This is a genomic window from Phytohabitans aurantiacus (genome assembly GCF_027923225.1).
GTDB classification, from domain to species: Bacteria; Actinomycetota; Actinomycetes; order Mycobacteriales; family Micromonosporaceae; genus Phytohabitans; species Phytohabitans aurantiacus.
Genome location: NZ_BSDI01000007.1, coordinates 137,219 through 160,439 on the forward strand (window position 1 = coordinate 137,219; position 23,221 = coordinate 160,439).

Genomic DNA, 23,221 nt, shown 5'->3' on the forward strand with positions numbered 1-23,221 from the left:
TCACGCGACGATCGGAAAGAGGAGCAGATGACGGAGCCCCAGCCGAAACGCGCGACCTTCGAGACGACCGTGGCCGCGAGCGGCAACAACACGGGGATGGTGGTGCCGGATGAGGTCATCGAGCAGTTGGCGGCGGGCAAGCGCCCCGCCGTAATCGTCGATGTGAACGGTTACGAGTACCGGAACACCGTCGCCGTGATGGGCGGGCAGTACATGATCGGCATCAGCGCCGCCATCCGCAAGGCGACCGGTCTGAAGGGCGGAGACCCGATCCGCGTGACACTCACCGTCGCCGACACTCCCCGCGAGGTCAACGTACCCGCTGACTTCGCCGCCGCGCTCGCGGCCGACGAGGCCGTGGAAGCCTTCTTCGGGAAGCTCTCCAACAGCCTGCAGCGGTATCACATCGACAATGTGAACGCCGCGAAGAGCGCCGAGACCCGCCAGCGACGCATCGAGAAAGCCGTCGCCCTGTTCCGCAACGGCCAGAAGCGGTGACGGACGCTGTTTCGATACCTGATCGCCGCCAGACCGATGTGAGCGTGGTGCGGCGGCTGATCGCCAGGCAGTTCCCGCAGTGGGCCCACCTGCCCGTCCGGCCCGTCGCGGCCGGCGGTTGGGACAACCAGACCTTCCATCTGGGTGACCGCATGTCGGTAAGGCTGCCCACCGCTCGGGAGTACGCCCTCGCGGTCGCCAAGGAGCACCGGTGGCTGCCGGTATTCGCGCCACGCGTGCCGCTGCCCATATCCGTACCGTTGGCGATGGGCGAGCCCGACGAGGGGTACGCCTTCCACTGGTCGGTCTATGAGTGGATCGACGGCGAATCGGCCGGCGTCGACACCATCGGCGACCTGACCGAGTTCGCGGACAGCCTGGCCGCTTTCCTCGTCGCCCTGCGACATGTCGATCCGGCAGGAGGGCCCGAGCCAGGGCTGCACAATTGGTTTCGTGGCGGGCCGGTAGAGGTCTACGACTCTCAAACGCGATGGGCGCTCGGGGAGCTCGACGGCCAGATTCCTCGGGACAGGGTCACGGCGGTCTGGCAGTCGGCCCTGCGGTCGCCGTGGGATGGCCGGCCGGTGTGGTTTCACGGTGACGTGGCGTTGGGAAACCTCCTGGTCCGTGACGGCCGATTGGCTGCCGTCATCGACTTCGGCACCTGCGGTGTCGGTGACCCCGCGTGCGACCTGGCGATCGCCTGGACCCTCCTGTCGGGAGCGAGCCGCGAGGCGTTCCGCGCCAGGCTTGATGTGGACTCTGCGACGTGGGCCCGCGGACGGGGGTGGGCGCTGTGGAAGGCGCTGGTCACCTTCGCCCACGCATCGCGAAGCGACCATGCCACGGCTGCGGCCGCGAAGCGGGTACTCGATCAGGTGCTCACCGACGGTTGACGATCGTCGGCTCAGTGCTGAATCAGGCCACCGACCGCGACAGGAGCGACGTGTCCGGTTGCCGGAAGCGTCCGCGCGAGGGCTAGACCGACGTCGACCAGCGACGAGCGGCACAGACCGGCGACGTCCGGTATCGGCGTCCAGACCGACTCGATCGTCACGCCGTTCGGCTCGGGCCGCAGGACGCCGCCGATGATCCGGACCTGATAGAAGATGCCGACGTTCTGGTGCTCGATCCCTGCCCGCGCCTCAGCGGCGGGAATCACCCTCGAGTCCACGCCCAGCAAGCGCTCGACCACCGCCTCGCAGCCGGTCTCCTCGGCGACCTCCCGCACCACCGCGTCGAACGGATCCTCCGACTGCTCGACCCTGCCGCCCGGAAGGGTCCAGCTCGTGTCCCCCGTCGGCGAAACACAGTGGGCGAGCAGTACGCGCCCATCCTCGACGCACACGGCATACGCCGCCAGCCGGAAACTCATCCACGCACCTCCCGATCAACCCTACCGACCCGACGACGTCACACTCGTTTACGCTGCCGCTGTCGGAGTGACCGGTTGAAGGGCGCCGAGGGAGTCCCACGTCGATGTCGTCCATAGCGGGTGAAATCATTACCGAGACGCTGGAGTACGACGGTGGGCGGCAGGTCACCGCGTATGTACCGGCGGCCGCGGCCGAAGCGGTCGTCTTCGCTGGCGACGGGCAACTGATCGCGTCGTGGGGAAAGGTGCTGGAGGCTGCCGATCTGCCACCCACGATGATCATCGGCGCGCACCGCGTCGAAGATGAGACGCTGCGGCTGCACGAGTACTCACCGGGCCGTAGCACAGCAGCGTTCGCCTTCGACCCGCAACGGTTCGCGGCCCACGAGAAGTTCTTCGTCGAAGATGTCCGGCGATGGGCGGCGACCCGCCTGGCCGTCAGGCTGCCGGCCGACCGAACCGCGGTGTTCGGAGTCTCAGCCGGCGCCGAACTCGCGCTGGCCATGGGGCTTCGCCATCCCGACATCTACGGCGCGGTCCTCTGCGCCTCGCCCGGGGCGGGGTACCGGCCGCTCACCGCGCTGCCCGGCCGGCTTCCGCGTACCTATCTCGTCGCCGGCACCGAGGAACCGTTCTTCCTCACCAACGCGACCCGCTGGGCGGACGCGCTACGCGAGGCGGGCGGAGACGTCATCATGGCCGAACGGGCCGGCGCGCACGGCGGCGCCTTCTGGAAACACGAGTTTCCACTGATGGTGGCCTGGGCGTTCGGACACTGACCCGCACATCACCTGTAGGTTCTCGATGGTCCTGTCGCGGGGTCAGGGGCGTCGCCGTCCTGGTGGTGCTGGTGGAACGGACGTCGGTGGCGATCTGCTGCTCCTGGGAGGGGCAGTAGGCTTCCACGATCCATCCCTGCGGGCTGGCGGCGGGTTGTGGAAACGCGGTGGGTGAGGCCGCGGGAGCAACGGGCATCGCGCACGGCGGGCGCCGCGGCAGCTCAAAGCCCCGATCCTGAACCTGACCCCGAAGCGCTCTAGCCCTCTGGTCTGGGTTCGGGTGGGACGAGGTAGGTGTGGCCGAGGGCGGTGTGCCACTGGAAGACGCCGGGTGCGATCTGGTGATACTCCCAGTCTCCGTGGTGTTTGAGCCCGTGGTCATGCCGGCACAGCGTTCCGAGGTTTTCTTCGATGGTGGGTCCGCCGTGTGCCCAGTCGTGGATGTGGTCGATGTCGGCGCGGTGGGCGGGCACCCGGCAGCCGGGTGCTCGGCAGGTCCGATCTCGTGCGCTGATGTGGTCGGCCATTTCGGCGGTTGGTCTGCGGCGGGTGACGCCGGTGTAGAGGGTGTTGCCGTCGTGGACGGTGAATCGCCATCGGCTGCGTCGTTGTTGTGCGGCGACTTGGCGTGCGATGTCGGCGATGACCGGCCCCCACCCGGCCAACTCGCCGGGCAACTCGGTCAGTCCCATGAGCGTGGACAGCGGCACGGTCAGCTCGACCCCGCCGCGCACCGGCCCGGTGCTGGCTGGGCCGGCGGTGCCCGACGCCGTGTCCCCGCAGGCCGTTTCGCCCGACCCAGGCCGGCCGGCGGCCTCCGCCGCGCCGGGCGCATGGGCAGCCGGGGCCACGCCGGGCGCATAGGCAGCCTCGGCCGTGCCGGGTGGCGCTGGCGCGGTGGACATCGCGGTCGCGGTGCTCAGGCCTTCGAGTAGGTCCAGGAACGTGTCGGCCCGTAGCTGATCCAGGGTGCGTTCGTCGCCGCCGCGGCGGGCGGCGCGGGCGATCGCGTCGATCCGCGCCGAGGCTGCCGCAGCCCGCTCGGCGGGCAGGTTGGTGCCGCCCAGAAACGCGGTGCCCTCCGGCAACAGCCCCTGATCCAGACGCCGATCCACAACACTCTTGTCACGGCGTATGCGAGCCGCGTCGGGGTCGATGGTGATGACCAGCCGCTGCAACCGCACCCGCAACTGCCCCGTCGTCAGACCATCAGCGACCGGCAACAACCGCGCCGCCGCCTCGCGTGCGGTGTCTTCCGGCAACACCGAAAGCACGTCGCAGAACACCCGAGCCCGCGGAATGTCGATGTGGCCGGCCCGCAGCGCGGCGTAGACGTCGGGGAGGCGTTCGACGACGTCCAGGGCGAGGGTGAGTTGCTCGCCAGCGGCGCGGCGGGTCCAACACAACGCGACCCGCACCTCATCATCCGGATACCGGCTCAACCCCTTCAACCGCTCGACCGGACTGTTGAAAACACCGGGCGGGCAGTGCGCCACCTCCACAATGTCGGCCAACAGCTCGGCCTGATCGTGGGCGACCTGACGGGCCCTGGCTTGCATGACGGTGACCATGTCGTGGCCGTTGACACACGACCGGTCGATGCCCGCGAGGACCGCGGCCAACCCCGGACCGGGCGGCATGTCCGCCAGATCTTCAGGGATAACCAGCCTCTCGATCACACGTTCGATTCTACCGAAACCCACCGACATCCGTTGCCCCGCAAGCAACCCGCCTGGTTCAGGATGGCCGTCTGTCCACAATGGTGATCGCGGCGCACGACCCGCCCTCGTCGGGGTTGGTCGTGCGACGGCGGCGGGTGAAGCCGCGGGAGCTACGGCATGGCGCGCACCCGCGGCCTCGCCCTCCGCGGCTACACAAAGCAGTCCCTCCAAGGGCAGCAGATCGCCACAGACGCCGGATCGCGGCAGATCGGTGCGAGAGCCGCAGGAATCACCGCAACCGCAGGATCGCTGGCCGGCAGAGTCTAGAAGGCGACATGTTCGACGAGAAGCTGCGTCACCACCAGCCGCCGAGCGGCGCTCCGCGGTCGCTCATCCAGGTTTCGGGGTCGACGGCTCCGCCTGATCCGGGGTCTCCGTTGACGTGTACCTCGAAGTGTAGGTGGGGGCCGCTGGAGTTTCCGGTGGAGCCGACCTGGCCCAACTCCTGCCCCGTCGACACGAAATCGCCGACGCTGACGAGTGGTTGGCTGACCATGTGACAGTACCGGGTGATCTCTTGTCCACTGTGGATTATGTCGACATGCCAACCGCAGCCGCTCGTGAGGTTGGGGTCGCCGTCACGGTAACAACCCCACGCGCTGCCGTCGCGCACGTCGATCGCGTCGCAGTATGAGCTGATGACGGTTCCGGACGCGGCCGCGACGATGGGCGTGTACCGGGACGCGGCTAGGTCGACACCGTCATGGCCCGGCCGTTCGAAGGTGCGGAATCCAGAAACCACCGGCGCGTCGAGCGGCTGGGTCCAGCCCTGCGCCGAGTCACCGCCGTGGGCGATCGCGGGTGGCACGTAGAGGGGCGCCCCTGGCGAGAGCCCGTCGGATCCCCCAGTGCCGGTTCCGCTCCAGTCAAGCGGAGCGCCGTCCGAAACGAGTCGCAGCTGCGGAGCGGTCAGTCCCAGCAACACCAGTACGGCAAGGAGCACCGGGCGTATCGAGCCAGACATGATCTCCAGTGTGATCACGTGACAGCCGTAGGCGCGCCAGAACATGAGAAGCCGGGACAGCCGTCCCTCCGGTGCGGGAAAATCCGGGTCGGCCCGCGGCGGGTTGTGAAACCGCGCGGGGTGATGCCGCGGGAGCAGCGGTCTTGCGCGCGGCGGGCGTCGCGGTAGCCCGGAAGCTCTTGCAATTGACCGTCTATGGCGTGAAGGCCCGCCGGTACGCGGTCGGGGTGGTGGCGAAGGCCCGGTGGAAGTGGTTGCGCAGGTTCGTGGCGGTGCCCAGCCCGGTGCGGCGGGCGATCTCGTCGATGGTGATTTCGACGTCTTCCAGCAGGGTGCAGGCGGCGCGCAGCCGTTGCTGGGTCAGCCATGCCTGCGGGCTCATCCCGAACCGGTTCCGGAAGGTGCGGTGGAGGGTACGGGTCGAGACCACGCCCTGCTTGGCGAGGTCCGCGACCGTGATCGGCAGATGCAGGTTGGCGTTCGCCCAGGCGGTGACCGCGGCGAGGTCGTCGTCTCCGGTGTCCGTGCCGGCCGGGATGAACTGTGCCTGACCGCCGGCCCGGTGCAGTGGCGTGACCATGTGGCGGGCCCGCTGGATCGCCTCGGCCTGGCCGTGGTCCCGCCCGACGAGGTACAGGCACATGTCCAGGCCGGCGGCCAGCCCGGCGCTGGTGAGCACCTGCCCTTCGTCGATGTAGAGGGCGTTCGCGTCGACGGTGACCCGGGGATGCTCGCGGGCCAGCGCCTCGGCGTGCACCCAGTGCGTCGTCGCCCGCCGGCCGTCGAGCAGGCCGGCCTGGGCCAGCGCGAACGCCCCGGTGCAGATCGACGCGATGCGGGCCCCACGCCGGTACGCGAGGGTCAGGGCGGCGAGCGCGCGTACCGGGGCGGGACCGCGGGCGAAGCCGGGCACGATCACCGTGTCGGCGTCGGTCAACGCGTCGAGCGTGGCATCGATGGTCAGCGCCAGCCCCGAGGTGGTGGTGGGGATCGAGCCGCCGTCCAGTGAGCAGATCGTGGTCGCCCACGGCGTGACCGTCCTCGACGAGCGCGTCGTGGACGACGGTGACCGCATCACCGCGGGCGCCCTCACGGCCGGGCTCGACCTGGGACTGTGGATCACCGAACGGCCGTCGGATCCGGATGGCGGAGGCGGGGGCAGCGGGACGCGGCCTCGAGTGGCAGGATGCGGGGCGTCGGGACGGGGACCGGGGGGTATCGGCCATTGAGCACCGCTGCGTCGACTATGGACACTCGCATCTACAGCCGGGCGTCCGGCCTGGCCGGCGACCACCTCGCCCTGGCGACGTCGACGCCTGAGCGGGTCGAGGAGCAGACCTTCTACGCCGGCTTCGTCCGCACGCCCCGGGTCGTCGCCGGTGGGCTGCTCGCCCTGGCCGACATCGCCGGCGCCGACTTCCGCCAGGCCCGCAGCGACCCGTGGCGGGGCCGTGACCCGGTCGTCACCGGCGACGGCCAGCGGCTGCGGTTCGAGGCCCTGTCCACGTGCGGCGGAGTCTACGGCCGGCTCGACCTGGCCGCCGCCGAGCTCGAAGGCACGGTCGCCGGCCGGGGTACCACCAATGTGGACATCAACCCGCCGCTGTACCGCGCGCTGACCCGGGTCGGCGGCGCGGATCCGCTGCGGCTGTCCGTGGGCGCCGACGGTCTCGCGGTCGCGACCCTCGACGGCGCCGTCGTGGAGAAGAAGGTGCCGCTGCCCACCGCCTGGCTGCGCGGGCTGGCCGAGGTCGCCGCCCGGGCGCTGCCGCTGGATCCGCGGCTGGAGCTGCCGGCGGGCCGGGCGGTGGCGCTGCTGGCGGAGATGTCGGCCCGCTCCGGCAGGCGGGTCCGCTGGCTGCTGCCGGCCGGGACGGCGGTGCGGACCACGGCCGGCCCGGCGCCCGGCGCCGTCTGTGTCGCCGACGGGTTCCGGCTGTCGGTACTGCGCCCGCTGCTCGCCCTGGCCCGCACGGTCACCCTGTACGCGCCGCCTGTCTCCGGGGCGCCGTCGCAGGTCAGCGGCTGGGTGCTCGACTTCGGCACGGCACGGTTCACCCTGCTGGTGTCGACCGGTGCGCGCGACGGCTTCGCCGGTGACGGCCAGCTGCTGACCGACCTCGCCGCCGAGAGCACCGAGGCCGACGCCGACACGCTGAGCACCCTGCTGACCGAAGACCCCGTCGTCGAACGCGCCACCGTCGCCGACCGCACCGGCTGGGCACCCGACCGGGTCACCTCCGCGCTCGCCGCGCTGGCCACGGCCGGGCAGGTCGGGTACGACCTCGCCGACGCGTCGCCGTTCCACCGCCCGCTGCCTTACCGGGCCGACGCCGTCGCGGCGCTGCACCCGCGGCTGGCTGCGGCCCGGGTGCTCGCCACGGCTGGGCGGCTGGTGCGGACGCCGGCGGGGATCGAGGTCACCTCGGCGGACAACACCTATCTGGTACACCGCCGCGACGGCGAGTACGCCTGCACCTGCGCGTGGTGGGCCAGCCATCAGGGCCGCCGCGGACCGTGCAAGCACGTCGTGGCCGCCATCATCGTCGAGAAGCAGGAGCGGTCCGCGTGAGTGATCTGTGGGACGAGGTACGGGTCAGGATCGACGCCGCCGACCTCGACGCGCTCGCCGACCTGCTCGCCGGGCTCGACGACGCCGACCGGACCGTCCTGACAGGACACCTCGACGGTCACCAGCCGGCGCACGCAGAGCCCGAGCCGGTGGTCCTGCCGCCGCTGGAGCCCGAGCCGCTGCCCGAACTGCCGACGTCGGGCTCCTTCACCATCGGCCTCGTCACCTTCGGCGACGAGAAGCCGCCGACCGACCTGCAGGGCATCCGCGAGCACATCGCGCGCCAGCGCACCCGCGAGCGGGAGCGGCAGCGCGGGTGGGAGAAGCGGCGGCTGGAGGAGGAGGCGCGGTGGGCCGCGCGGCAGTTGAGCCAACGCCGAGTCGCGGCCACGGGATTCACCCTGATCGCCTGTACCCAGAAGGCGCCCGACGCGGTCAAGCTGCTGCACCGCCCGTGGAGCGCGGGCCCGGGGCCGCAGGTCTCCCCCGAGATGGTGCCCGGCCTGCTGCGGGTCCGCGGAGCCGCCTGGTGCACCACGCTCGCCCGCGGCTTGCTGCGCCGCACCCGCGCCAACACCATGAGGGGCCGGTGGGCGTTCACCGAGGCGCTGCTGCGGGCGGTCGGCGCGGACCCGCCGGACACGCCCGCCGCCGCGGCGCATTACGTGGCCCTGTACCGCGGAACTCCGCTCGCCCCGATTCTCGCCGCGGATCCGTGGTTCGACCATATGCTGGCGTACCTGTTCGATGTGGACGGTGTGGCGAACACGCTGGCCCGGCAGGGCGAAGCCCGCGAGTGGCCGGCGGCGTTGGTGGAGCTGGCCGGGACCGGCCGCATCGAGCGCGGCCCCCTCATCGCGGGCTGCCTGCGCCGCCTGCGCACCGGTGGGCGGCAAGGCGTCATGAAGTGGTACCTCGCGCTCGTCCGCGACCTGGCACCGACGACCGGCGAGCTGACCGGCCACGTGCAGGAGCTCATCGGCCTGCTCGCCGCACCGCTGTCCACAGTGGCTGACTTCGCGTACACCTCGTTGCAGGCGGTCCACCGCGTCGCGCGACTCGACCCGGCGGCTCTGGCCGAGATCACTGCGCACATGCTCTGCCGGCCGGAGAAGAAGCTGGTTCGCGCTCATCTCGCCTGGCTGCGACCGGTACCGCTCGATGATGTCGCCGACGGACTCGCCGCTGGCCTGCACCACCCCGCCCCCGACCTCGCCGAAGCCGTCCTCGACCTCGTCGAAGCCCGGGTGGCGGAGCTGTCCGAGACCGCGCGTGACCGGCTCGCGGCCGAGGCGCCGTCTCTCGACGGCACCCTCGGCGACCGGCTCGCGAAGGCGCTCGGCACCGCCGCGCCCGCGTCGACGCCCGCACCCGTACTGGCCGCCGCCGACCTGCCCACGCTGATGCCGCCCCCGCTCGACCTCGGCGGGCTCGCCGGTGAGCTGAGCGTCCTGCTGCGCAACGGCGACACCGACCCGGTCCGGCACGAGGCCGTGCTCGACGGCCTGGTCCGCGCCGCCCGCGGCGACCGTGACCTCGCCACCCGCGTTCTGGAGCCGATCCTTCCCCGCTGGCCCGGGCTCTGGTCCGCGCTGATCACCGCGGCCTGCGGCAACCACGCGGACTACCCCGCCCAGCAGGTCACCAGCAAGGTGCCGCGATTCAGCATGTTGATCGAGGGCCGCGCCACCGAGCTGATCCCCTTGCTGTTCCGCCAGCCGCCGCCCGGCCTGCTCGCCACTCCGTCCACAGTGGCTGGTCACGTCGACCCGGCACGGGTGCTGAGCCTGCTGGAGCGGGCCGACCGCGACGGCTGGCAGCCCGCGACCGGTGACCTGACGCAGGCGTTGATGCGCCTTCCCCGCGAGGTCGACCCGGCCATCCACACGGCGGCGGCCCGCCTCACCTCGCCAGCCGGCCGCCGCTTCGCGGCTTGGCTGGCCGCCGGCGTCATCGATCCCCGCACCTGGATCGAGGAGGTTCCCGCGACGGCCTATTCCTCCGGCATGCGCGTGGCGATGCTCGACGCTCCTGGACTGCCGTCCGAGTTCAGCGACGCCCGCGCCGCTCGCGAACGCTCGTCGTTCGGCTGGCCGCGACCCGCGCTGGCGCTGTGGCCGATGGTCACCCCGTCGCACCGGGAGCTCGCCGCCGCGCACCTCCAGCCGTACGTCGCCGCCGCGCTGGAGAGCCCGGACCCGGGCACCGCCTTCCTCGACGGCCTCGCCGCGGCCGATGGTCCCGCCGGCCCGGCGACCGCGGTGACCCTCGCGTACGCCATGGCGAACCGCCGGGAAAGCGTGCGGCTAGCCGCCGGCGACGCCCTCACCACGCTCGCCTCCCGCCCCGGCTGGGACAGCACCGGCGTCGGTGTCGAGCTCGGCATCCTGGCCGCCTCCGATCGCGTCGTCCTGCGGCGCACGCTCCAGCCCCTGACCGAGGCGCTCAAGGCCGGCGCCCACGACGCGGTCTGGCAGATCACCTCGGCCGCGCTGCCCGACCTGCTGGCCGCCAAGGCCCGCCCCGGCCTGCCAGAACTGCTCAGGCTCGCCGCTGACGCGGCGCGCGCCGGCCACCACACGGTGTCACCGGCCGGTCTCGCCGCGCTCGCGAGCAGGACCGATCGCACCCAGCTCACCACCGCCGCCCGCAAGCTCGCCGAGGCCCTCCGGCGGTAGACCCCGATACGGGGCGGCCCGATTGATCGAATCCAGGTATAGTCCCCGCCGGACCATCAACGGGGAGTGACTTTTCATGAAGATGTACCTGCGCGCGCTCGGCGCGGCAGCCATGACCGCCGGCGCGCTCGCGGTTCCCTCGGTCGCCCACGCGGCCGACGAGGCACCGCAGTTCGCGGCGCTGACCGAGCGTGACGAATCCGGCCGCACCATCAGCTACCCGATCCGCCAGGGCGAAACCGCTCCGGTGGTGCTCGGCGTCGCCAACGTGGGCACCGCACCGGCCGCCGGCGTGGTGGTCAACGTCCGCACCTTCAACGACGTCGACCTGCCGCGCACGTTCACCAACTGTCAGTACTATGTGGACAGTAACCTCGAGGGTGCCTGGTGCGAGATCGACCAGACCCTCGCCGCCGACCGCAGCACCTACGCGCTGTCACCGTTCCAGGTCGCCGCCGCCCCCAAGGCAGCCGCCGACCGCTTGCCGGGCATCGTCTTCCAGTGGTTCCCGAAGGACTGGATCGACGAAAACGGCGGCATCGAGGAGTTCGCGAAGAAGGACAGCGGGCAGGGCACGACGCCGGTCGCGGGCACCGGGGGCACGCTGAGCCTGACCGCCAAGACGCTGCCCATCCCGGCGGAGACCAACCGGCTCGGCTTCGCGTACGTGAAACTGGCAACGCCGCCGGCCACCCCGACGCCGAGCGCATCGGTCCCGGCGACGCCGAGCACCACCCCGCCGGCCAGCGGCAGCGGCGGTGGCCTGCCGGTGACCGGCACCGACGCCCAAACCCTGGGCCTCGCCGGCGGCGGCCTCCTGATCGCCGGAGCGGCAGCCTTCCTGATCGCCCGCCGCCGCCGCGCCCGCTTCACCACCTGACGCAACCGCACCGCCGCTGGGCGCCGCCACCGACCGCCGCGCCCAGCCCGGCGCGCCGCCACCGACGAGGCGCCGCGCCCCGAACGCCCCGAACGCCGATCAAGGGCGAATGCCCTTGATCGCGGCGGCATCCCGCGGCCGCACGCGGGGCGCGCGGGCGTCGTTGATCAGCGGAGACCGCATGTTCGGGGAACTTGTCCCCTCGAGCCGCGTCTGATGCCGCAACATCAGGGAAAATGCCGCATCGAGCTACCGCGGCGTGCGTCGCGCGCTATGCCGTTGCTCCCGCGGCCTCACCCTTTCGCGATTCACGGTCAACCCCCGCGTTGGTTGTGGGAACACGAAGGGTGAGGCCGCGGGAGCAGCGGCTCGGACCGCGACGGTCGTCGCGGCAGCTCAGGTGGGTTGGAGGCGGCCGAAGCGGCTGCGGTGGAAGACGAGCGGTGACGGGTCGTCTTGCTGGGCGCGGCGGACGCCGTGGAGGCGGAGCAGCACGATCGTGTGGTCGCCGGCCAGGACCTCGCGGTAGATGGTGGTGTCGAAGGTGGCCAGGCCGTCGTCGAGGATGACGGCACCGTCTTCGGTCGTGCTGAGTGACAGGCCGTCGAAGCGCTGGGCCACGGCGCCCGCCAGTTGGCGGGCCACGACGGAGTGGTGGTCGGCCAGGATCGTGACGCCCAGGTGCACCGCGCGGCGCAGGTCGGGCCAGGTCTTCGAGGCGTTCGCGATGGAAAACGATACTAGCGGCGGGTCGAGGCTCACCGAGGTGAACGAGCTGGCCGCCAGGCCGACGGGTGCGCCGTCGACGAGGGCGGCGACCGCCACGACCCCGCTGGGGTAGATGCCGAACACCTCCCGCAAGCGGTCACGGTCGAGGTCCTGGTTGGTCGGGAATGTGGTCACGACACCACCGCCTTTGTCACCGGCGCCGGAGCGCCGAACGGGACGGATGCGGACGACTGCTGGGTGGGCGCCGGGTGCTGCCAGCGCCCGCGGCGGGACAGCTCTGGCAGTACGCCTTCGCCGAACCGGTACGCCTCCTCCAGGTGCGGGTAGCCGGACAGGACGAACTCGGTGATTCCCACCTCGGCGTACTGCTCGATGAGGTCGGCGACCTGCTGGTGGCTGCCGACGAGTGCGGTACCGGCGCCGCCGCGGACCAGTCCCACGCCGGCCCACAGGTTCGGGTGGATCTCCAGCTCGTCCCTGGTGCCGCCGTTGAGGGCGAGCATCCGCCGCTGGCCCTCGGACTCGCTGCGGCGCAGCCCGGCCTGTACCTCACGGATCTGCTCGTCGGAGATGCCGGCCAGCAGGCGGCCGGCCTCCGTCCAGGCTTCCTCGGCGGTGTCGCGGGCGATGGTGTGCACCCGGAGCCCGAAGGCGATGCTCCGGCCCTCGCGTTCGGCCAGTTCGCGGACCCGCCGCACCTTCTCGGCGACGGCGGACGGCGGCTCGCCCCAGGTCAGGTAGACGTCGACGTACCGGGCCGCCACGTCGAGCGCGGCCGGCGACGACCCTCCGAAGTAGACGAGGGGCGCCGGGTCGGGGCGCTGTGCCAGTACCGCGTCGGAGAGCCGGAAGTGCCGGCCCTCGTACTCGACGGGCTTGCCCGACCACAGCGCGCGGACGATCGAAAGGAACTCCCCGCAGCGTTCGTAGCGGGCGTCCTTGTCGAGGAAGTCCCCGTACATCCGCTGCTCGTGGCTCTCTCCCCCGGTCACCACGTTGAGCAGCAGGCGGCCGCCGGAGAGGTTCTGGAAGGTACCGGCCATCTGCGCGGCCAGGAACGGCGAGGTGAGGCCGGGCCGGAACGCGACGAGGAACTTCAACCGTTCGGAGACGCTGCTGAGCATGGCGGTGGTGATCCAGGCGTCTTCGCACCAGGCGCCGGTCGGTGTCAGGGCGGCCTCGAAGCCGAGTTGCTCGGCCGACCGGGCGATCTGGCCGAGGTACGCGACCGACGCGGGGCGCCCGCCCGAGCCGGCGGGAGTGCCGTGACCGCCACCGACGATGTACCGGCCGTCGCCGCCGTTGGTGGGCAGGAACCAGTGGAACTTCAGATCGCCAGGTAGATCGGGCATGGTTCACACCTGTCCGTGGTTGGGGGGTGGGGTACCGTCCACGGCCCAGCGGCCGAGGTGCTGGACCTTCCAGGCGGCCGGGTCGTGGAGGGTGTGGGTGCGGGCGTTGCGCCAGTGCCGGTCGAGGTTGAGCCCGGCCGCCGCGGATCGGGTACCGGCCACCTCGAACAGCCGGCTGCCCGTTTCGAGGGCCGCGTTCGTGGTGGCCGCCCGCGCCGCGGCGACGGCGAGGGACGCGGCGGTCGTGGAAGCCTCGCTCAGGTCGGCGTTGGCCCGGTCGATGGCCCGGGCCGCCTCGGCCAGCAGCGCCTCGGCTCCGCGTACCGCCAGCTCGATCTCCCCGAACGCGTGGACCACGAGGGGATCGTCGGCCGCCCGCTCGACCTTCGCGTCCGGGTACGGCCGGCTCTTCTCGCGCACGAACGACGCGGCGTCGGTCAGTGCCGCGCGCGCGATGCCGGCGTCGATCGCCGCGTGCAGTACCTGCGCGAACGCGCCGTAGGTCTGCGGCCCCTGGAAGGTCACCGAGTACGGCGTGATGAGCTCGTCGGGCACGGCCACGTCGCGCAGCACCACGGAGCCGCTGGCGGTGGTGCGCTGTCCCAGCCCGTTCCAGTCGTCGATGACCTCGACACCCTCGGCGTCGCGGTCCACCCAGGCGACGTGCAGCGGGCCGTCCAGCCCCAGGTGCGCGAGGACCGGGATCCGGTGTGCCAGCAGCGCCCCGGTGGCGTAGAACTTGCGCCCGTTGAGCCGCCAGTGCCTCGGTGCGTCGGCGATCAGGGTGGTCCTGATGTCGCGCACGTGTTTGGTGTTGGCCTCCGACTGGGCGTTGCCGAAGCGGCGGCCGGCCAGTACCTCGCCGAACAGCAGCTTCTGCTGGGCGTCGGTGCCCTGCAGGCGCAGCTGGTTGACGTACACGAAGTGGCTGTGCGGGATCTGGCCGATGTTGGGGTCACCGGCCGACAGCAGCCGGATCACCTCGGTCACGGTCTCCACGGGTAGCTCGGCTCCGCCGTACCGCGCGGGGATCGTGATCGCCAGCAGTCCGGAGTCGCTGAGCTGGTCCAGCTCGGTCAGCGGAAGGACGCGTTTGGCGTCGCGGTCGGCGGCGTCCCGGGCGAAGACGGCCGCGTGCTCGGCGGCGACCGCCACCGCCTCGGCCGGCCCGAGCACCGGTACGGCACTCATGCCGGCCTCAATCGGGGTACGGCGGTGAGCAGCCGCCGCGTGTACGGGTGTCGTGGCCGTTCGAAGACGTCGTCGGCGCTGCCGTGCTCGACGACCCGGCCGTCCTTCATGACCAGGATCCGGTCGCTCATGTGATGGATCACCCCCAGGTCGTGAGAGATGAACAGGTAGCTCACGCCCAGGTCGTCCTGCAGGTCGGTGAGCAGGTCGAGCACCTGGGCCTGGATGGAGACGTCGAGCGCGGAGGCCGGCTCGTCGCAGACGATGACCGACGGTTCCGGCGCGAGCGCCCGTGCGATGGCGACCCGCTGCCGCTGGCCGCCGGAGAGCCGCAGCGGCGCGGCGCTCAGGTGGTGCTCGCCGAGGCCGACCTGTTCGAGCAGGCGTACCGCCCGCTGCCGGGCCTCGGTCTGGGAACTGGGCGGGTGGGCGGCGGTGGACAGCGCGTCGGTGAGAATGCGCCCCACCGACCAGCGCGGGTCGAAGGAGCTGAGCGGGTCCTGGTAGACCACGCCGATCTGTTTGCGCAGCGGCCGGCGCTGGCCCGGGGTCAGGGCCGTCCACGGTTCGCCGCGCAGCAGTACCTCGCCCGCCTCGGCCCGCAGGATCGCCAGCGCCATCCGGGCCAGCGTCGTCTTGCCCGAACCGGACTCGCCGACGATGCCGAGCGTCTCGCCGCCGAACAGCTCGAAGGAGACGTCGTCGACCACCGTGCGGTCCACCTTGTCGGGGCCGCGGAAGACCTTGGTGAGGTTGCGGGCCTGTAGCACCGGTACGCCCTCGTCGACCGGCCGGCGGACGCGTGCCGTGGAGCCGGTGAGCCGGGTGCCGCGGGTGTGCTCGGACGGGATCGCGTCGAGCAGCATCCGCGTGTACTCGTGCCGAGGTTCTTGGAGCACCTGGCTGGCCGCGCCGTACTCGACGATCTCGCCCTCGCGCATGACCGCGACCTCGTCGGCGAGCCTGGCCACGACGGACAGGTCGTGGCTGATCAGGATGATCGACGTGCCGCGTTCCTTGGCGGCCGCGAGCAGGTCGAGCACCTGGGCCTGCACGGTGACGTCGAGCGCGGTGGTCGGTTCGTCGGCGATCAGCAGCGGCGGGTCCAGCGCGATGGCCGAGGCGATGAGGGCGCGCTGGCGCAGGCCGCCGGACAGCTCGTACGGCCGCTGGCGCGCCCGCACCTCGGGCTCGGGCACGCCGACGGCGTCGAGCAGCTCGATCGCCTTCGCGGGCCGGCTTCTTCGGGTACCCCAGCCGTGCAGCCGCAGCGGCTCGGCGACCTCGTCACCCACCCTGCGCAGCTGGTCGAGCGAGACGAGGGCGTCCTGCAGGACGAAGCCGACCTGCCGGCCGCGCAGCCGGCGCCAGGCCCGCTCGGAGGCGTGCCGAAGATCGGCGCCGCCGAGGTCGAGCCGGTCGGCGGTGACGCTGGCGTTGGAGCCGGTCAGCCCGACGAGGGTACGGGCGGTCACGCTCTTGCCGGAGCCGGACTCGCCGACGATGGCCAGGCACTCGCCCGGGCGGGCGGTGAACGAGATGCCCCTGACCACCTCGGTGTCCCCGAAGGACACTCGCAGGTTCTCGACCTCCACCAGCGCGGTGGTGGTGGGCAGTTGCCGGTCCAACCGTTCAGCGAGACTTGTCATCGGGACGCTCCTCCGAGTCGGTTCTGCAGGGTGCGGCCGAGCGCGGTCACCGAGAGCGCCACGAGGACGATCACGAGGCCGGGCAGGATCTCCAGCCACCACGAGCTGGTGATGTGCAGGCGGCCCGCGTCGAGCAGCGCGCCCCATTCCGAGCTGGGCGGTGGCACGCCCAGGCCGAGGAACGACAGCCCGGAGGCCCAGACGATCGACTGGCCGACGCCGAGGGTGACGACCGCGACGAGCGGTCGCATCGCGTTCGGGAACAGGTGCCGGCGGATGACCGCGAACCGCGGATGACCGAGCGCGGCGGCCGCCTCGACGAAGCCGGCCTGGCGTACGGCGAGGACCTGGCCGCGGACCATCCGGGCGTACCCGGGCGCCGACCCGATGCCGACGGCGATGATCTCGGTGGCCAGCGACGGCCCGCGTACCGCGATGACCAGCAGCGCGAGCAGCAGCGCCGGGAACGCGAACGCGACCTCCAGCACCCGGGTGATGACCGCGTCGACGACTCCCCCGATCAGCGCGGCGGTGAAGCCCAGCGCGATGGCGATCAGGAACGCCAGCCCGGTCGCGCCGAGGCCGATGCCCAGGGACTGGCGCGCGCCGTAGATGACCCGGGTGAGCAGGTCGCGGCCGGCGTCGTCGGTGCCGAACGGGTGCTGCCACGACGGCGGCTGGAGGGTCGCCTTCAGGTCGATCGCGGTGGGGCTGCGGTCGATGAGCAGGCCGGGCGCGATCGCCGCGACGAGTACCAGCACGACGACCACCAGGGCCAGGACGGTACCGGCCGAGGGCAGCCTCACCCGCGTGGTCGACGGCAACGTGAGAGCGCTCATCGGGCCAGCCTCGGGTCGACCACCGCGTAGGCCAGGTCGACCAGCAGGTTGGCGACCACGTACACGGCCGCCACCACCAGGACGATCCCCGACACCGTGGGCAGGTCACGGGTGTTGACGGCGGTGACGAGTACCTGCCCGATGCCGGGCCGGCCGAAGATGTTCTCGGCGATGACGGCGCCGGAGATCAGCGCGCCGAGCGCCCAGCCGGACAGGGTGATCGCCGGGAGTACGGCGTGCCGCAGGACGTGACGCAGCCGCACGCCCAGGTCGGACATGCCGCGGGTCCGGGCCGTGGTCACGAACGGCTGCTCCAGTACCTGCGTGAACTCGTCGCGGGTCACCTGCCCGAGGAAGCCGGCCAGCGGGATCGCGAGGGTCAGCACCGGCAGTACCGTGCCCCACGCGCTGGTGCCCCCGATGATCGGAAAGACCCGCAGCTGGACCGCGAAGACCACGAGCAGGACGACGCCGACCCAGTAGTGCGGCAGGCTGGCCGTCAGCGCCTCCCAGGCGCTGCCGAGGCTGGATAGGATCCGTCCCCGCTTGACGGTCAGCAGGGTGACCCCGAGCGCGAGCAGCCAGGCGACGGCGAGGGCCGCGACGGTCAGCGTGACGCTCGGGAGCAGCTGCCCGCCGATCACCTCGGCCACCGGTCGCTTCTGCGTGTACGACGTGCCGAGGTCGCCGCGGAACAGGCCGGTGACGTAGTGCAGGTACTGCACGACGATCGGATCGTCGAAGCCGTACTTCGCGTTGAGTGGAGCCAGCTCCTGTGCCGTCCACTTCTTGTCCTGCCCCGTTTGCAGGTTCATCAGCGCGGTGGCCCGGTCGCCGGGCACCGCCAGTTGGGCGAGGAAGGTGGCCGAGGCGGCGGCCACGACGACCGCCACCGAGGCGACCACTTTGGACAGTATCCGTCTGATCATCGCCGAATCACCTTGTGAAGTACGCGTCGGAGAACACCGGCTCGCCCTGGCTCTTCTCCAGCCAGACATCCTTCAGGTTCGGGGCGATCGCGTACGTGGAGTTCTGGGTGTAGAGCCCGATCCCCGCCGCGTCGTCCTGGATGATCTTCTGCGCCTGGCCGTAGAGGGCGTTCGCCTTGGCGGTGTCCGGCTCGCTGTTCGCCCGCTGGATCGTCTGCGACAGCGTCTCGTTGTTGTAGAAGGACCGGTTGCTGCCGTTGGGACTGGCCTCTGTGGACGGACGCCAGACGATCCACAGGATCGCCGAGCTGGGACTGGTCCAGTACGAGGGTGTGGCGTCGAACGTGCTCGCGTCGGAGTACTTGCCGCCCCACAGCTCGGCCTGGGTCGCCGGGACGAGTGTCACGTCGATGCCGACCTGCTTCCACTGCTCCTGCAGCACCTGCAGGACGGTCGCGCCCTCCTGGGTGAAGATGAACCCGGCGCCGTAGACGAGCTTGATGGTGAGCGACTGGCCGTTCTTGGTCCGGATCCCGTTGGCGTTCTTGGCCGTCCAGCCGGCCTGGTCCAGCAGCTGTCCCGCCTTGGTGGGGTCGTAGGCGTACGCCTTGGCGACCTCCGCGTCGTAGCCGGGAGTGGCCTGGCTGACGGCGGGGTTGCCCTCGTACGGGATCACCCCGTGGAAGCCCGCCTCGACGGCCGACTTGCGGTCGGCGCCGTACGCGAACGCCTGCCGGACCAGCTTGTCGGTGAACGGACCGACCTTGGTGTTGATGTAGAAGGACACCGGCTTGCCGGGCGTGATGTAGCGGATCGTCTGGTACCGGGACTGGGCGTCCTTCCAGTTCACCGTCGGCACCTCGTAGACGACGTGCGACTCCCCGGTGCTCAGCGAGGCGTACCGGGACACCCCGTCGGCCACGAACTTCCAGCGCACCTCGTCGACGATCGCGGGACCCTCGTGCTTGGCGGTGGCCGGCCAGGAGGTGTAGTCAGGGTTCTTGGTGAGCACGACCTCCTCGCCGTGCTTCCACTCCTTGACGACGAAGCCGCCCGAGCCGATCGGCTTCTCGCAGTTCTCCTTCTCGGTGCGGGCCTTGAACGCCGTGGGCGACTGGATGCCGAAGTAGCCCTGGGTGATGAGGGTCAGGAACGGCGGGTACGGCTTGTGCAGGCTGATCTCGACGTGGCTGGCGTCCACGGCGGTGGCGGCCTTGTAGTACGGGTCGATGGAGACCTTCGCGGTGCCGTTGCCGCCATGGTTCTCCCAGTAGTCGAAGTTCCAGGCCACGGCCGCCGCGTCGACGGGCGTGCCGTCGGTGAACGTGACGCCGTCCTTGAGGGTGAAGGTGTACTTCAGACCGTCCGGCGACACCGTCCACTGTGTAGCCAGCCACGGCTTGACGCTGCCGTCCTCGTCGAGGGTCACGAGCCCGTCGAGCACCTGGCGGGAGATGTACGCCTGCTGGATCCAGCCGCCGAAGATGCACGGCGGCTCCTGGACGTGCCCGTAGATGATCGTGCCGCCGGTCGTCGGGTTTCCACCGTCCGCGACCGCGCTGGTGCCACCACACGCGGTGAGCGCTCCGCTGGCGAGCAGGGCGACGGCGGCGAGTGGCTTTCTCATACGAGTGCTTCCTTCTTGTTTGGGAGGTGAGGCTTGTGTGGCAGGTGGGCTCCGCCGCGGTAGCGGGTGCCGAAATGGCGGTCGGGCAGCCGGTCGCCCTCGCCGAAGATGCGGTCGCGCAGGGTCTCGTTCTCGTCGTACTCGGCGCGCAGGCGTCCGCGTTCGCGCAGTACGGGCACGACCAGCTCGACGAAGTCGCGGACGGTGTCGTGCGAGTGGTACTGGAGCAGGTTGATCCCGTCGATGCCGACGTCGTCGAGCCAGCGCTCGATCTCGTCGGCCACCTGTTCGGGGTCGCCGACGGCGAGCAGCGGCTGGCGGCCGAGGTCGCCGAAGCCGGCGACGAACTCGCCGACGGTCTGCTCGGGGTCGAACACGCGCCAGCGCCCGACGCCACCGTCGCCATTGGCGGCGTCCTTGAGCTTCAACTCCGGCGGCAGGGCGGTCGGGTCCCACGGCAGGCTGGCGTGTGCCAGGTACCCCTCGGGGCTGGCGAGTTCCTGGTACCGGGCGAGCTTGGCCTTGGCCTCCGCCTCCGTGGGCGCCACGATGACACCGGCGATGCTCACGAACCGGACGTCGTCGGCCTTCCGCCCGGCCGCGACGGCCGCCTCCCGGATGCCGGCGATCGTCTTGCGCAGGCTCTCGACATTCGGTCCGCCGGTGAAGACGACCTCGGCGTGCTTGCCGGCGAACCTGGTGCCGGCCGCGCTGGCGGTCGCGGTGAACAGCACGGGGGTTCGCTGCCGGCTGGGCGAGGGCAGGTGCGGGCCCTCCACCTTGAAGTACTGGCCCTCGTGGTGGATCGGGCGGATCTTCGCCGGGTCGGCGAACACGTTGCCCTCGCGGTCGGCGACGATCGCGTCGTCGTCCCACGAGCCTTCCCAGAGCTTGTAGAGCACGTCGAGGTACTCGTCGGCGATCTCGTACCGGTTGTCGTGCTCGACCTCGCCGTCGTGCCCGAAGTTGCGGGCGGCGTTGGGCAGGTACGAGGTGACGATGTTCCAGCCGACCCGGCCCTTGGTGAGGTGGTCGAGGGTGCTGATCCGGCGGGCCCAGGCGAACGGCGGCTCGTAGGTGGTGGAGAACGTGATACCGAAGCCAAGGTGCTTGGTCACGGCGGCCATGGCCGGTACCACCGACGCGGGGTCGTTGTTGGGGATCTGCAGGCCCTCGCGGATCGCGGTGGCGGCCGAACCGCGGAACACGTCGTAGGTGCCGATCACGTCGGCCAGGAAGACGGCGTCGAAACCGCCGTCTTCGAGCAGCTTGGCGAGCTCGATCCAGTACTCGATGTCGTTGAACCGCTCGCGGTTGTTGTCCGGCAGCCGCCACAACCCGTGGGTGATGTGGCTGACACAGTTCATCTCGAAAAGGTTGAGGATGAGGCGCTTGTTCCGGCTCACGGGCGGGCTCTCCAGGGGTTTTGCGGCGTACGAATTCCCTATCAGAACTATAGGGTTAGTAGGTTACTCTGGCGCAAGCCCTCACGTGGAAGGTGTTGCCGATCACCCGGACGCCGTCCCCGATCACCGACCGGAGAGCGCCATGCGTATCGAACAGCTGGAGTACCTCGCCGCCGTCACCCGATACGGCTCCCTGCGCCGCGCCAGCGAGCGGCTACACGTCTCGCAGCCCGCCCTCAGCGAGGCCATCCGCAAGCTCGAACAGGAACTCGGCGTGACCCTGCTCGACCGGCACCGCTCCGGTGCCCGGATCAGCCTCGCCGGACGGGAACTGCTCCAGCCGATCGTCGACGTACTGGAATCGGTCGACCGGCTCAAGGCGGCCGCGGGCGACCAGCTCGCTACCCGGCGGCTGCTGCGGATCGGCACCGTCAACGCCGGCACGGCCTCGCTCGTCCTGCCCGCCGTGCGGGCCTTCCAGGCGGGCAACGGCGGCACCGCGGTCGAGGTCCGCAACCTGCAGCAGGACGAGATCCAGGTATCGCTGGCCGAGGGCACCCTCGACCTGGGCCTGGTCAACCTGCTCGACGGCGACGACGTGCCGCCCGAACTCGAACCCACTCCCCTGCTCGTGGGCCGCCCGGCCGCGGTCCTGCCGGCGGGACACCCGCTCGCCACCCAGGCGGAGGTATCGGCCGACGACCTGCGGCGAGAACGCTTCGTGGCGATGCGCTCGGGCTATCTGATGTACCGGTTCGCCCACCGGCTGTTCGGCTCCAACCTGCCGGCCGCGTGGCACTCCACCGACGGCGCCGAGATGGGCAAGATGATGGTCGCGGAGGGTATCGGGCTCACCGTCCTGCCCGACTACAGCGTGCTCGGCGACCCACTCGAACGAGCCGGCCTGATCGTGGCCCGGCCGCTGGTCGGCGACACCACGGTCGTCACGATGGTGGCACTGCACCGCCGCCAGTCGCGGGTGTCCCCCGCCGTACTCGACGTGCTGCGGCACCTACGCACGCAAGCCGCGGGGGTTGACCGTGAAGCGCGGACGGTGAGGCCGCGGGAGCAGCGGTCTCGCGCACGACGGACGTCGCGGCAGCTCGAAGCTCTTTAGCCGGTCGTCAGAACCACCTTGCCGTGCAGGCCGCCGGCGAGGACCCGGCGGTGTGCGTCGGCGGCTTCGGTCAGGGGCATGGTGACGGCCACGCGCGTGCGCAGCGTGCCCGCCGCCACCCGCTCCACCAGCTCCGCCAGCAGCTTCCGGTCGAGCCGGATGAGCTGCAGGTCCTGGCGGACACCGCGTGCCGGATCGATGGCCGGTGTCGGGCGGGTGGTGACCACGAATCCCCTGTTTTCGACGGCGGCGGCCGCCGCATCGCCGAGCGGGACGGCGTCGAACACCGCGGCCACCGGCCCCACCGCCGCCAGATCGGCGGAACGGGAGACGACCTCGTGGGCGCCGAGACCGCGCACCCACTCCTCGTCGCCGTCGCTGGCCTGCGCGACGACGCGGTAACCCGCCTGCGCCGCGAACTGGGCCGCGAAGCCGCCGACACCACCGCTGGCACCGGTGACGAGGATGCTGCTGCCGTCGGACAGCAGGTCCAACGACAGCAACTCCAAGCCCTGGTGTGCGGTCTGGGCGTTGAGCGGCACCGTGGAAGCCGACGCGAAGTCGAGCCCGTCAGGCAGCGGCACCAACCACTCGGCGTCGGCGGCCACCAGCTCGGCGTAGCCACCGGGCGCGCCCCTGGTCAGGTACCACGGGATCATCCCGACGACCCGGTCACCGACCCGGAAGTCGGTCGTGTCGGAGCCGACCGCAGCCACCTCGCCGGCGATGTCCCACCCGGGCAGGAACGGTGGCATCACCGGCCCGCGCGGGATCTGCCCCGTGGTGGAGGCGACGTCGGCGGGGTGCACGCACACCGCGCGGACCCGCACGACCACCTGCCCGGGCTGCGCCTCAGGATCGGGCAGCTCAGTCACTTGCAGAACCTCAGGCCCGCCAAGCGCGGCCGCGATGACC

At 71.2% G+C, this 23,221-nt stretch carries 20 protein-coding genes; 7 read left to right on the forward strand and 13 right to left on the reverse strand.

The genetic code is table 11. From position 1 onward, the window contains the following. Window positions 1-27 precede the first annotated feature (27 nt). Both QMG73_RS08335 and QMG73_RS08340 read left to right on the forward strand, forming a co-directional pair. Window positions 28-498, forward strand: coding sequence for a YdeI/OmpD-associated family protein (locus QMG73_RS08335; RefSeq protein WP_281893550.1), 471 nt, complete (start codon window positions 28-30; stop codon window positions 496-498). Beyond that, window positions 495-1,394: an aminoglycoside phosphotransferase family protein gene (locus QMG73_RS08340; RefSeq protein WP_281893551.1), complete on the forward strand. Its 900-nt coding sequence runs from the start codon at window positions 495-497 to the stop codon at window positions 1,392-1,394. The genes QMG73_RS08335 and QMG73_RS08340 overlap by 4 nt, the downstream gene beginning before the upstream one ends. Window positions 1,395-1,405: 11 nt before the next feature. Here the strand turns inward: QMG73_RS08340 and QMG73_RS08345 are convergent, their stop codons facing one another. Next, complete coding sequence (locus QMG73_RS08345; RefSeq protein WP_281893552.1) at window positions 1,406-1,873, reverse strand: NUDIX hydrolase; 468 nt, start codon at window positions 1,871-1,873, stop codon at window positions 1,406-1,408. 104 nt (window positions 1,874-1,977) lie between these two features. On the opposite strand from QMG73_RS08345, the gene QMG73_RS08350 reads away from it, so the two are divergent. Continuing rightward, on the forward strand, window positions 1,978-2,652 hold the full coding sequence (locus tag QMG73_RS08350; RefSeq protein ID WP_281893553.1) for an alpha/beta hydrolase: 675 nt from the start codon (window positions 1,978-1,980) through the stop codon (window positions 2,650-2,652). A gap of 257 nt (window positions 2,653-2,909) precedes the next feature. On the opposite strand, the gene QMG73_RS08355 is transcribed toward QMG73_RS08350, so the two are convergent. From QMG73_RS08355 to QMG73_RS08365, 3 genes are all read right to left on the reverse strand, one after another. After that, window positions 2,910-4,331: an HNH endonuclease signature motif containing protein gene (locus QMG73_RS08355; protein ID WP_281893554.1), complete on the reverse strand. Its 1,422-nt coding sequence runs from the start codon at window positions 4,329-4,331 to the stop codon at window positions 2,910-2,912. Between the two features lie 337 nt (window positions 4,332-4,668). Then, complete coding sequence (locus QMG73_RS08360) at window positions 4,669-5,337, reverse strand: M23 family metallopeptidase (protein ID WP_281893555.1); 669 nt, start codon at window positions 5,335-5,337, stop codon at window positions 4,669-4,671. A gap of 193 nt (window positions 5,338-5,530) precedes the next feature. Beyond that, window positions 5,531-6,412, reverse strand: a complete 882-nt coding sequence (locus QMG73_RS08365; RefSeq protein ID WP_281894361.1) for a GlxA family transcriptional regulator — start codon at window positions 6,410-6,412, stop codon at window positions 5,531-5,533. A gap of 171 nt (window positions 6,413-6,583) precedes the next feature. Here QMG73_RS08365 and QMG73_RS08370 point away from each other — a divergent pair, with 171 nt between their 5' ends. The 3 genes from QMG73_RS08370 to QMG73_RS08380 all read left to right on the forward strand — a co-directional run bounded on the left by QMG73_RS08370 (window position 6,584) and on the right by QMG73_RS08380 (window position 11,467). Next, window positions 6,584-7,909, forward strand: coding sequence for an SWIM zinc finger family protein (locus tag QMG73_RS08370; protein WP_281893556.1), 1,326 nt, complete (start codon window positions 6,584-6,586; stop codon window positions 7,907-7,909). Continuing rightward, window positions 7,906-10,587 carry a DUF6493 family protein gene (locus QMG73_RS08375; RefSeq protein ID WP_281893557.1) on the forward strand — a complete coding sequence of 894 codons (2,682 nt, stop codon included), beginning with the start codon at window positions 7,906-7,908 and terminating at the stop codon, window positions 10,585-10,587. Before QMG73_RS08370 ends, QMG73_RS08375 begins: the two co-directional genes overlap by 4 nt. Before the next feature lie 76 nt (window positions 10,588-10,663). Continuing rightward, the gene (locus QMG73_RS08380; RefSeq protein WP_281893559.1) at window positions 10,664-11,467 is read left to right on the forward strand and encodes an LPXTG cell wall anchor domain-containing protein; all 804 of its coding nucleotides are present in this window, start codon (window positions 10,664-10,666) and stop codon (window positions 11,465-11,467) included. Between the two features lie 396 nt (window positions 11,468-11,863). Here QMG73_RS08380 and QMG73_RS08385 read toward each other — a convergent pair whose 3' ends face one another. The 8 genes from QMG73_RS08385 to QMG73_RS08420 are packed head-to-tail and all read right to left on the reverse strand — an operon-like array spanning window position 11,864 to window position 21,189. Then, the gene (locus QMG73_RS08385) at window positions 11,864-12,370 is read right to left on the reverse strand and encodes a flavin reductase family protein (protein ID WP_281893560.1); all 507 of its coding nucleotides are present in this window, start codon (window positions 12,368-12,370) and stop codon (window positions 11,864-11,866) included. Further along, on the reverse strand, window positions 12,367-13,548 hold the full coding sequence (locus tag QMG73_RS08390) for an LLM class flavin-dependent oxidoreductase (protein WP_281893561.1): 1,182 nt from the start codon (window positions 13,546-13,548) through the stop codon (window positions 12,367-12,369). Before QMG73_RS08390 ends, QMG73_RS08385 begins: the two co-directional genes overlap by 4 nt. Window positions 13,549-13,551: 3 nt before the next feature. Next, window positions 13,552-14,739, reverse strand: coding sequence for an SfnB family sulfur acquisition oxidoreductase (locus tag QMG73_RS08395; protein WP_281893562.1), 1,188 nt, complete (start codon window positions 14,737-14,739; stop codon window positions 13,552-13,554). Continuing rightward, the gene (locus tag QMG73_RS08400; protein ID WP_281893563.1) at window positions 14,736-16,388 is read right to left on the reverse strand and encodes a dipeptide ABC transporter ATP-binding protein; all 1,653 of its coding nucleotides are present in this window, start codon (window positions 16,386-16,388) and stop codon (window positions 14,736-14,738) included. The genes QMG73_RS08395 and QMG73_RS08400 overlap by 4 nt, the downstream gene beginning before the upstream one ends. Beyond that, a complete protein-coding gene (locus QMG73_RS08405) occupies window positions 16,385-17,227 on the reverse strand; it encodes an ABC transporter permease (RefSeq protein WP_281893564.1) in 843 nt (280 codons plus the stop codon). Before QMG73_RS08405 ends, QMG73_RS08400 begins: the two co-directional genes overlap by 4 nt. Continuing rightward, window positions 17,224-18,156: an ABC transporter permease gene (locus QMG73_RS08410; protein WP_281893565.1), complete on the reverse strand. Its 933-nt coding sequence runs from the start codon at window positions 18,154-18,156 to the stop codon at window positions 17,224-17,226. The genes QMG73_RS08405 and QMG73_RS08410 overlap by 4 nt, the downstream gene beginning before the upstream one ends. Before the next feature lie 7 nt (window positions 18,157-18,163). Continuing rightward, window positions 18,164-19,783 (reverse strand): ABC transporter substrate-binding protein, encoded by a 1,620-nt coding sequence (locus QMG73_RS08415; protein ID WP_281893567.1) that lies wholly within the window; start codon window positions 19,781-19,783, stop codon window positions 18,164-18,166. Beyond that, complete coding sequence (locus tag QMG73_RS08420; RefSeq protein ID WP_281893568.1) at window positions 19,780-21,189, reverse strand: LLM class flavin-dependent oxidoreductase; 1,410 nt, start codon at window positions 21,187-21,189, stop codon at window positions 19,780-19,782. Before QMG73_RS08420 ends, QMG73_RS08415 begins: the two co-directional genes overlap by 4 nt. A gap of 142 nt (window positions 21,190-21,331) precedes the next feature. Here QMG73_RS08420 and QMG73_RS08425 point away from each other — a divergent pair, with 142 nt between their 5' ends. Beyond that, window positions 21,332-22,306: a LysR family transcriptional regulator gene (locus tag QMG73_RS08425; protein WP_281893569.1), complete on the forward strand. Its 975-nt coding sequence runs from the start codon at window positions 21,332-21,334 to the stop codon at window positions 22,304-22,306. On the opposite strand, the gene QMG73_RS08430 is transcribed toward QMG73_RS08425, so the two are convergent. Continuing rightward, the gene (locus QMG73_RS08430; RefSeq protein WP_281893570.1) at window positions 22,303-23,181 is read right to left on the reverse strand and encodes an NADP-dependent oxidoreductase; all 879 of its coding nucleotides are present in this window, start codon (window positions 23,179-23,181) and stop codon (window positions 22,303-22,305) included. The genes QMG73_RS08425 and QMG73_RS08430 overlap by 4 nt on opposite strands. Between the last annotated feature and the right edge of the window lie 40 nt (window positions 23,182-23,221).

Coding starts and splice junctions, on each gene's coding strand:
- QMG73_RS08350 (WP_281893553.1), top strand. CDS start 1,978: ATGTCGTCCATAGCGGGTGAAATCATTACCGAGACGCTGGAGTACGAC.
- QMG73_RS08380 (WP_281893559.1), top strand. CDS start 10,664: ATGAAGATGTACCTGCGCGCGCTCGGCGCGGCAGCCATGACCGCCGGC.
- QMG73_RS08345 (WP_281893552.1), bottom strand. CDS start 1,873: ATGAGTTTCCGGCTGGCGGCGTATGCCGTGTGCGTCGAGGATGGGCGC.
- QMG73_RS08425 (WP_281893569.1), top strand. CDS start 21,332: ATGCGTATCGAACAGCTGGAGTACCTCGCCGCCGTCACCCGATACGGC.
- QMG73_RS08365 (WP_281894361.1), bottom strand. CDS start 6,412: ATGCGGTCACCGTCGTCCACGACGCGCTCGTCGAGGACGGTCACGCCG.
- QMG73_RS08400 (WP_281893563.1), bottom strand. CDS start 16,388: ATGACAAGTCTCGCTGAACGGTTGGACCGGCAACTGCCCACCACCACC.
- QMG73_RS08390 (WP_281893561.1), bottom strand. CDS start 13,548: ATGCCCGATCTACCTGGCGATCTGAAGTTCCACTGGTTCCTGCCCACC.
- QMG73_RS08370 (WP_281893556.1), top strand. CDS start 6,584: ATGGACACTCGCATCTACAGCCGGGCGTCCGGCCTGGCCGGCGACCAC.
- QMG73_RS08360 (WP_281893555.1), bottom strand. CDS start 5,337: ATGTCTGGCTCGATACGCCCGGTGCTCCTTGCCGTACTGGTGTTGCTG.
- QMG73_RS08415 (WP_281893567.1), bottom strand. CDS start 19,783: ATGAGAAAGCCACTCGCCGCCGTCGCCCTGCTCGCCAGCGGAGCGCTC.
- QMG73_RS08395 (WP_281893562.1), bottom strand. CDS start 14,739: ATGAGTGCCGTACCGGTGCTCGGGCCGGCCGAGGCGGTGGCGGTCGCC.
- QMG73_RS08335 (WP_281893550.1), top strand. CDS start 28: ATGACGGAGCCCCAGCCGAAACGCGCGACCTTCGAGACGACCGTGGCC.
- QMG73_RS08410 (WP_281893565.1), bottom strand. CDS start 18,156: ATGATCAGACGGATACTGTCCAAAGTGGTCGCCTCGGTGGCGGTCGTC.
- QMG73_RS08405 (WP_281893564.1), bottom strand. CDS start 17,227: ATGAGCGCTCTCACGTTGCCGTCGACCACGCGGGTGAGGCTGCCCTCG.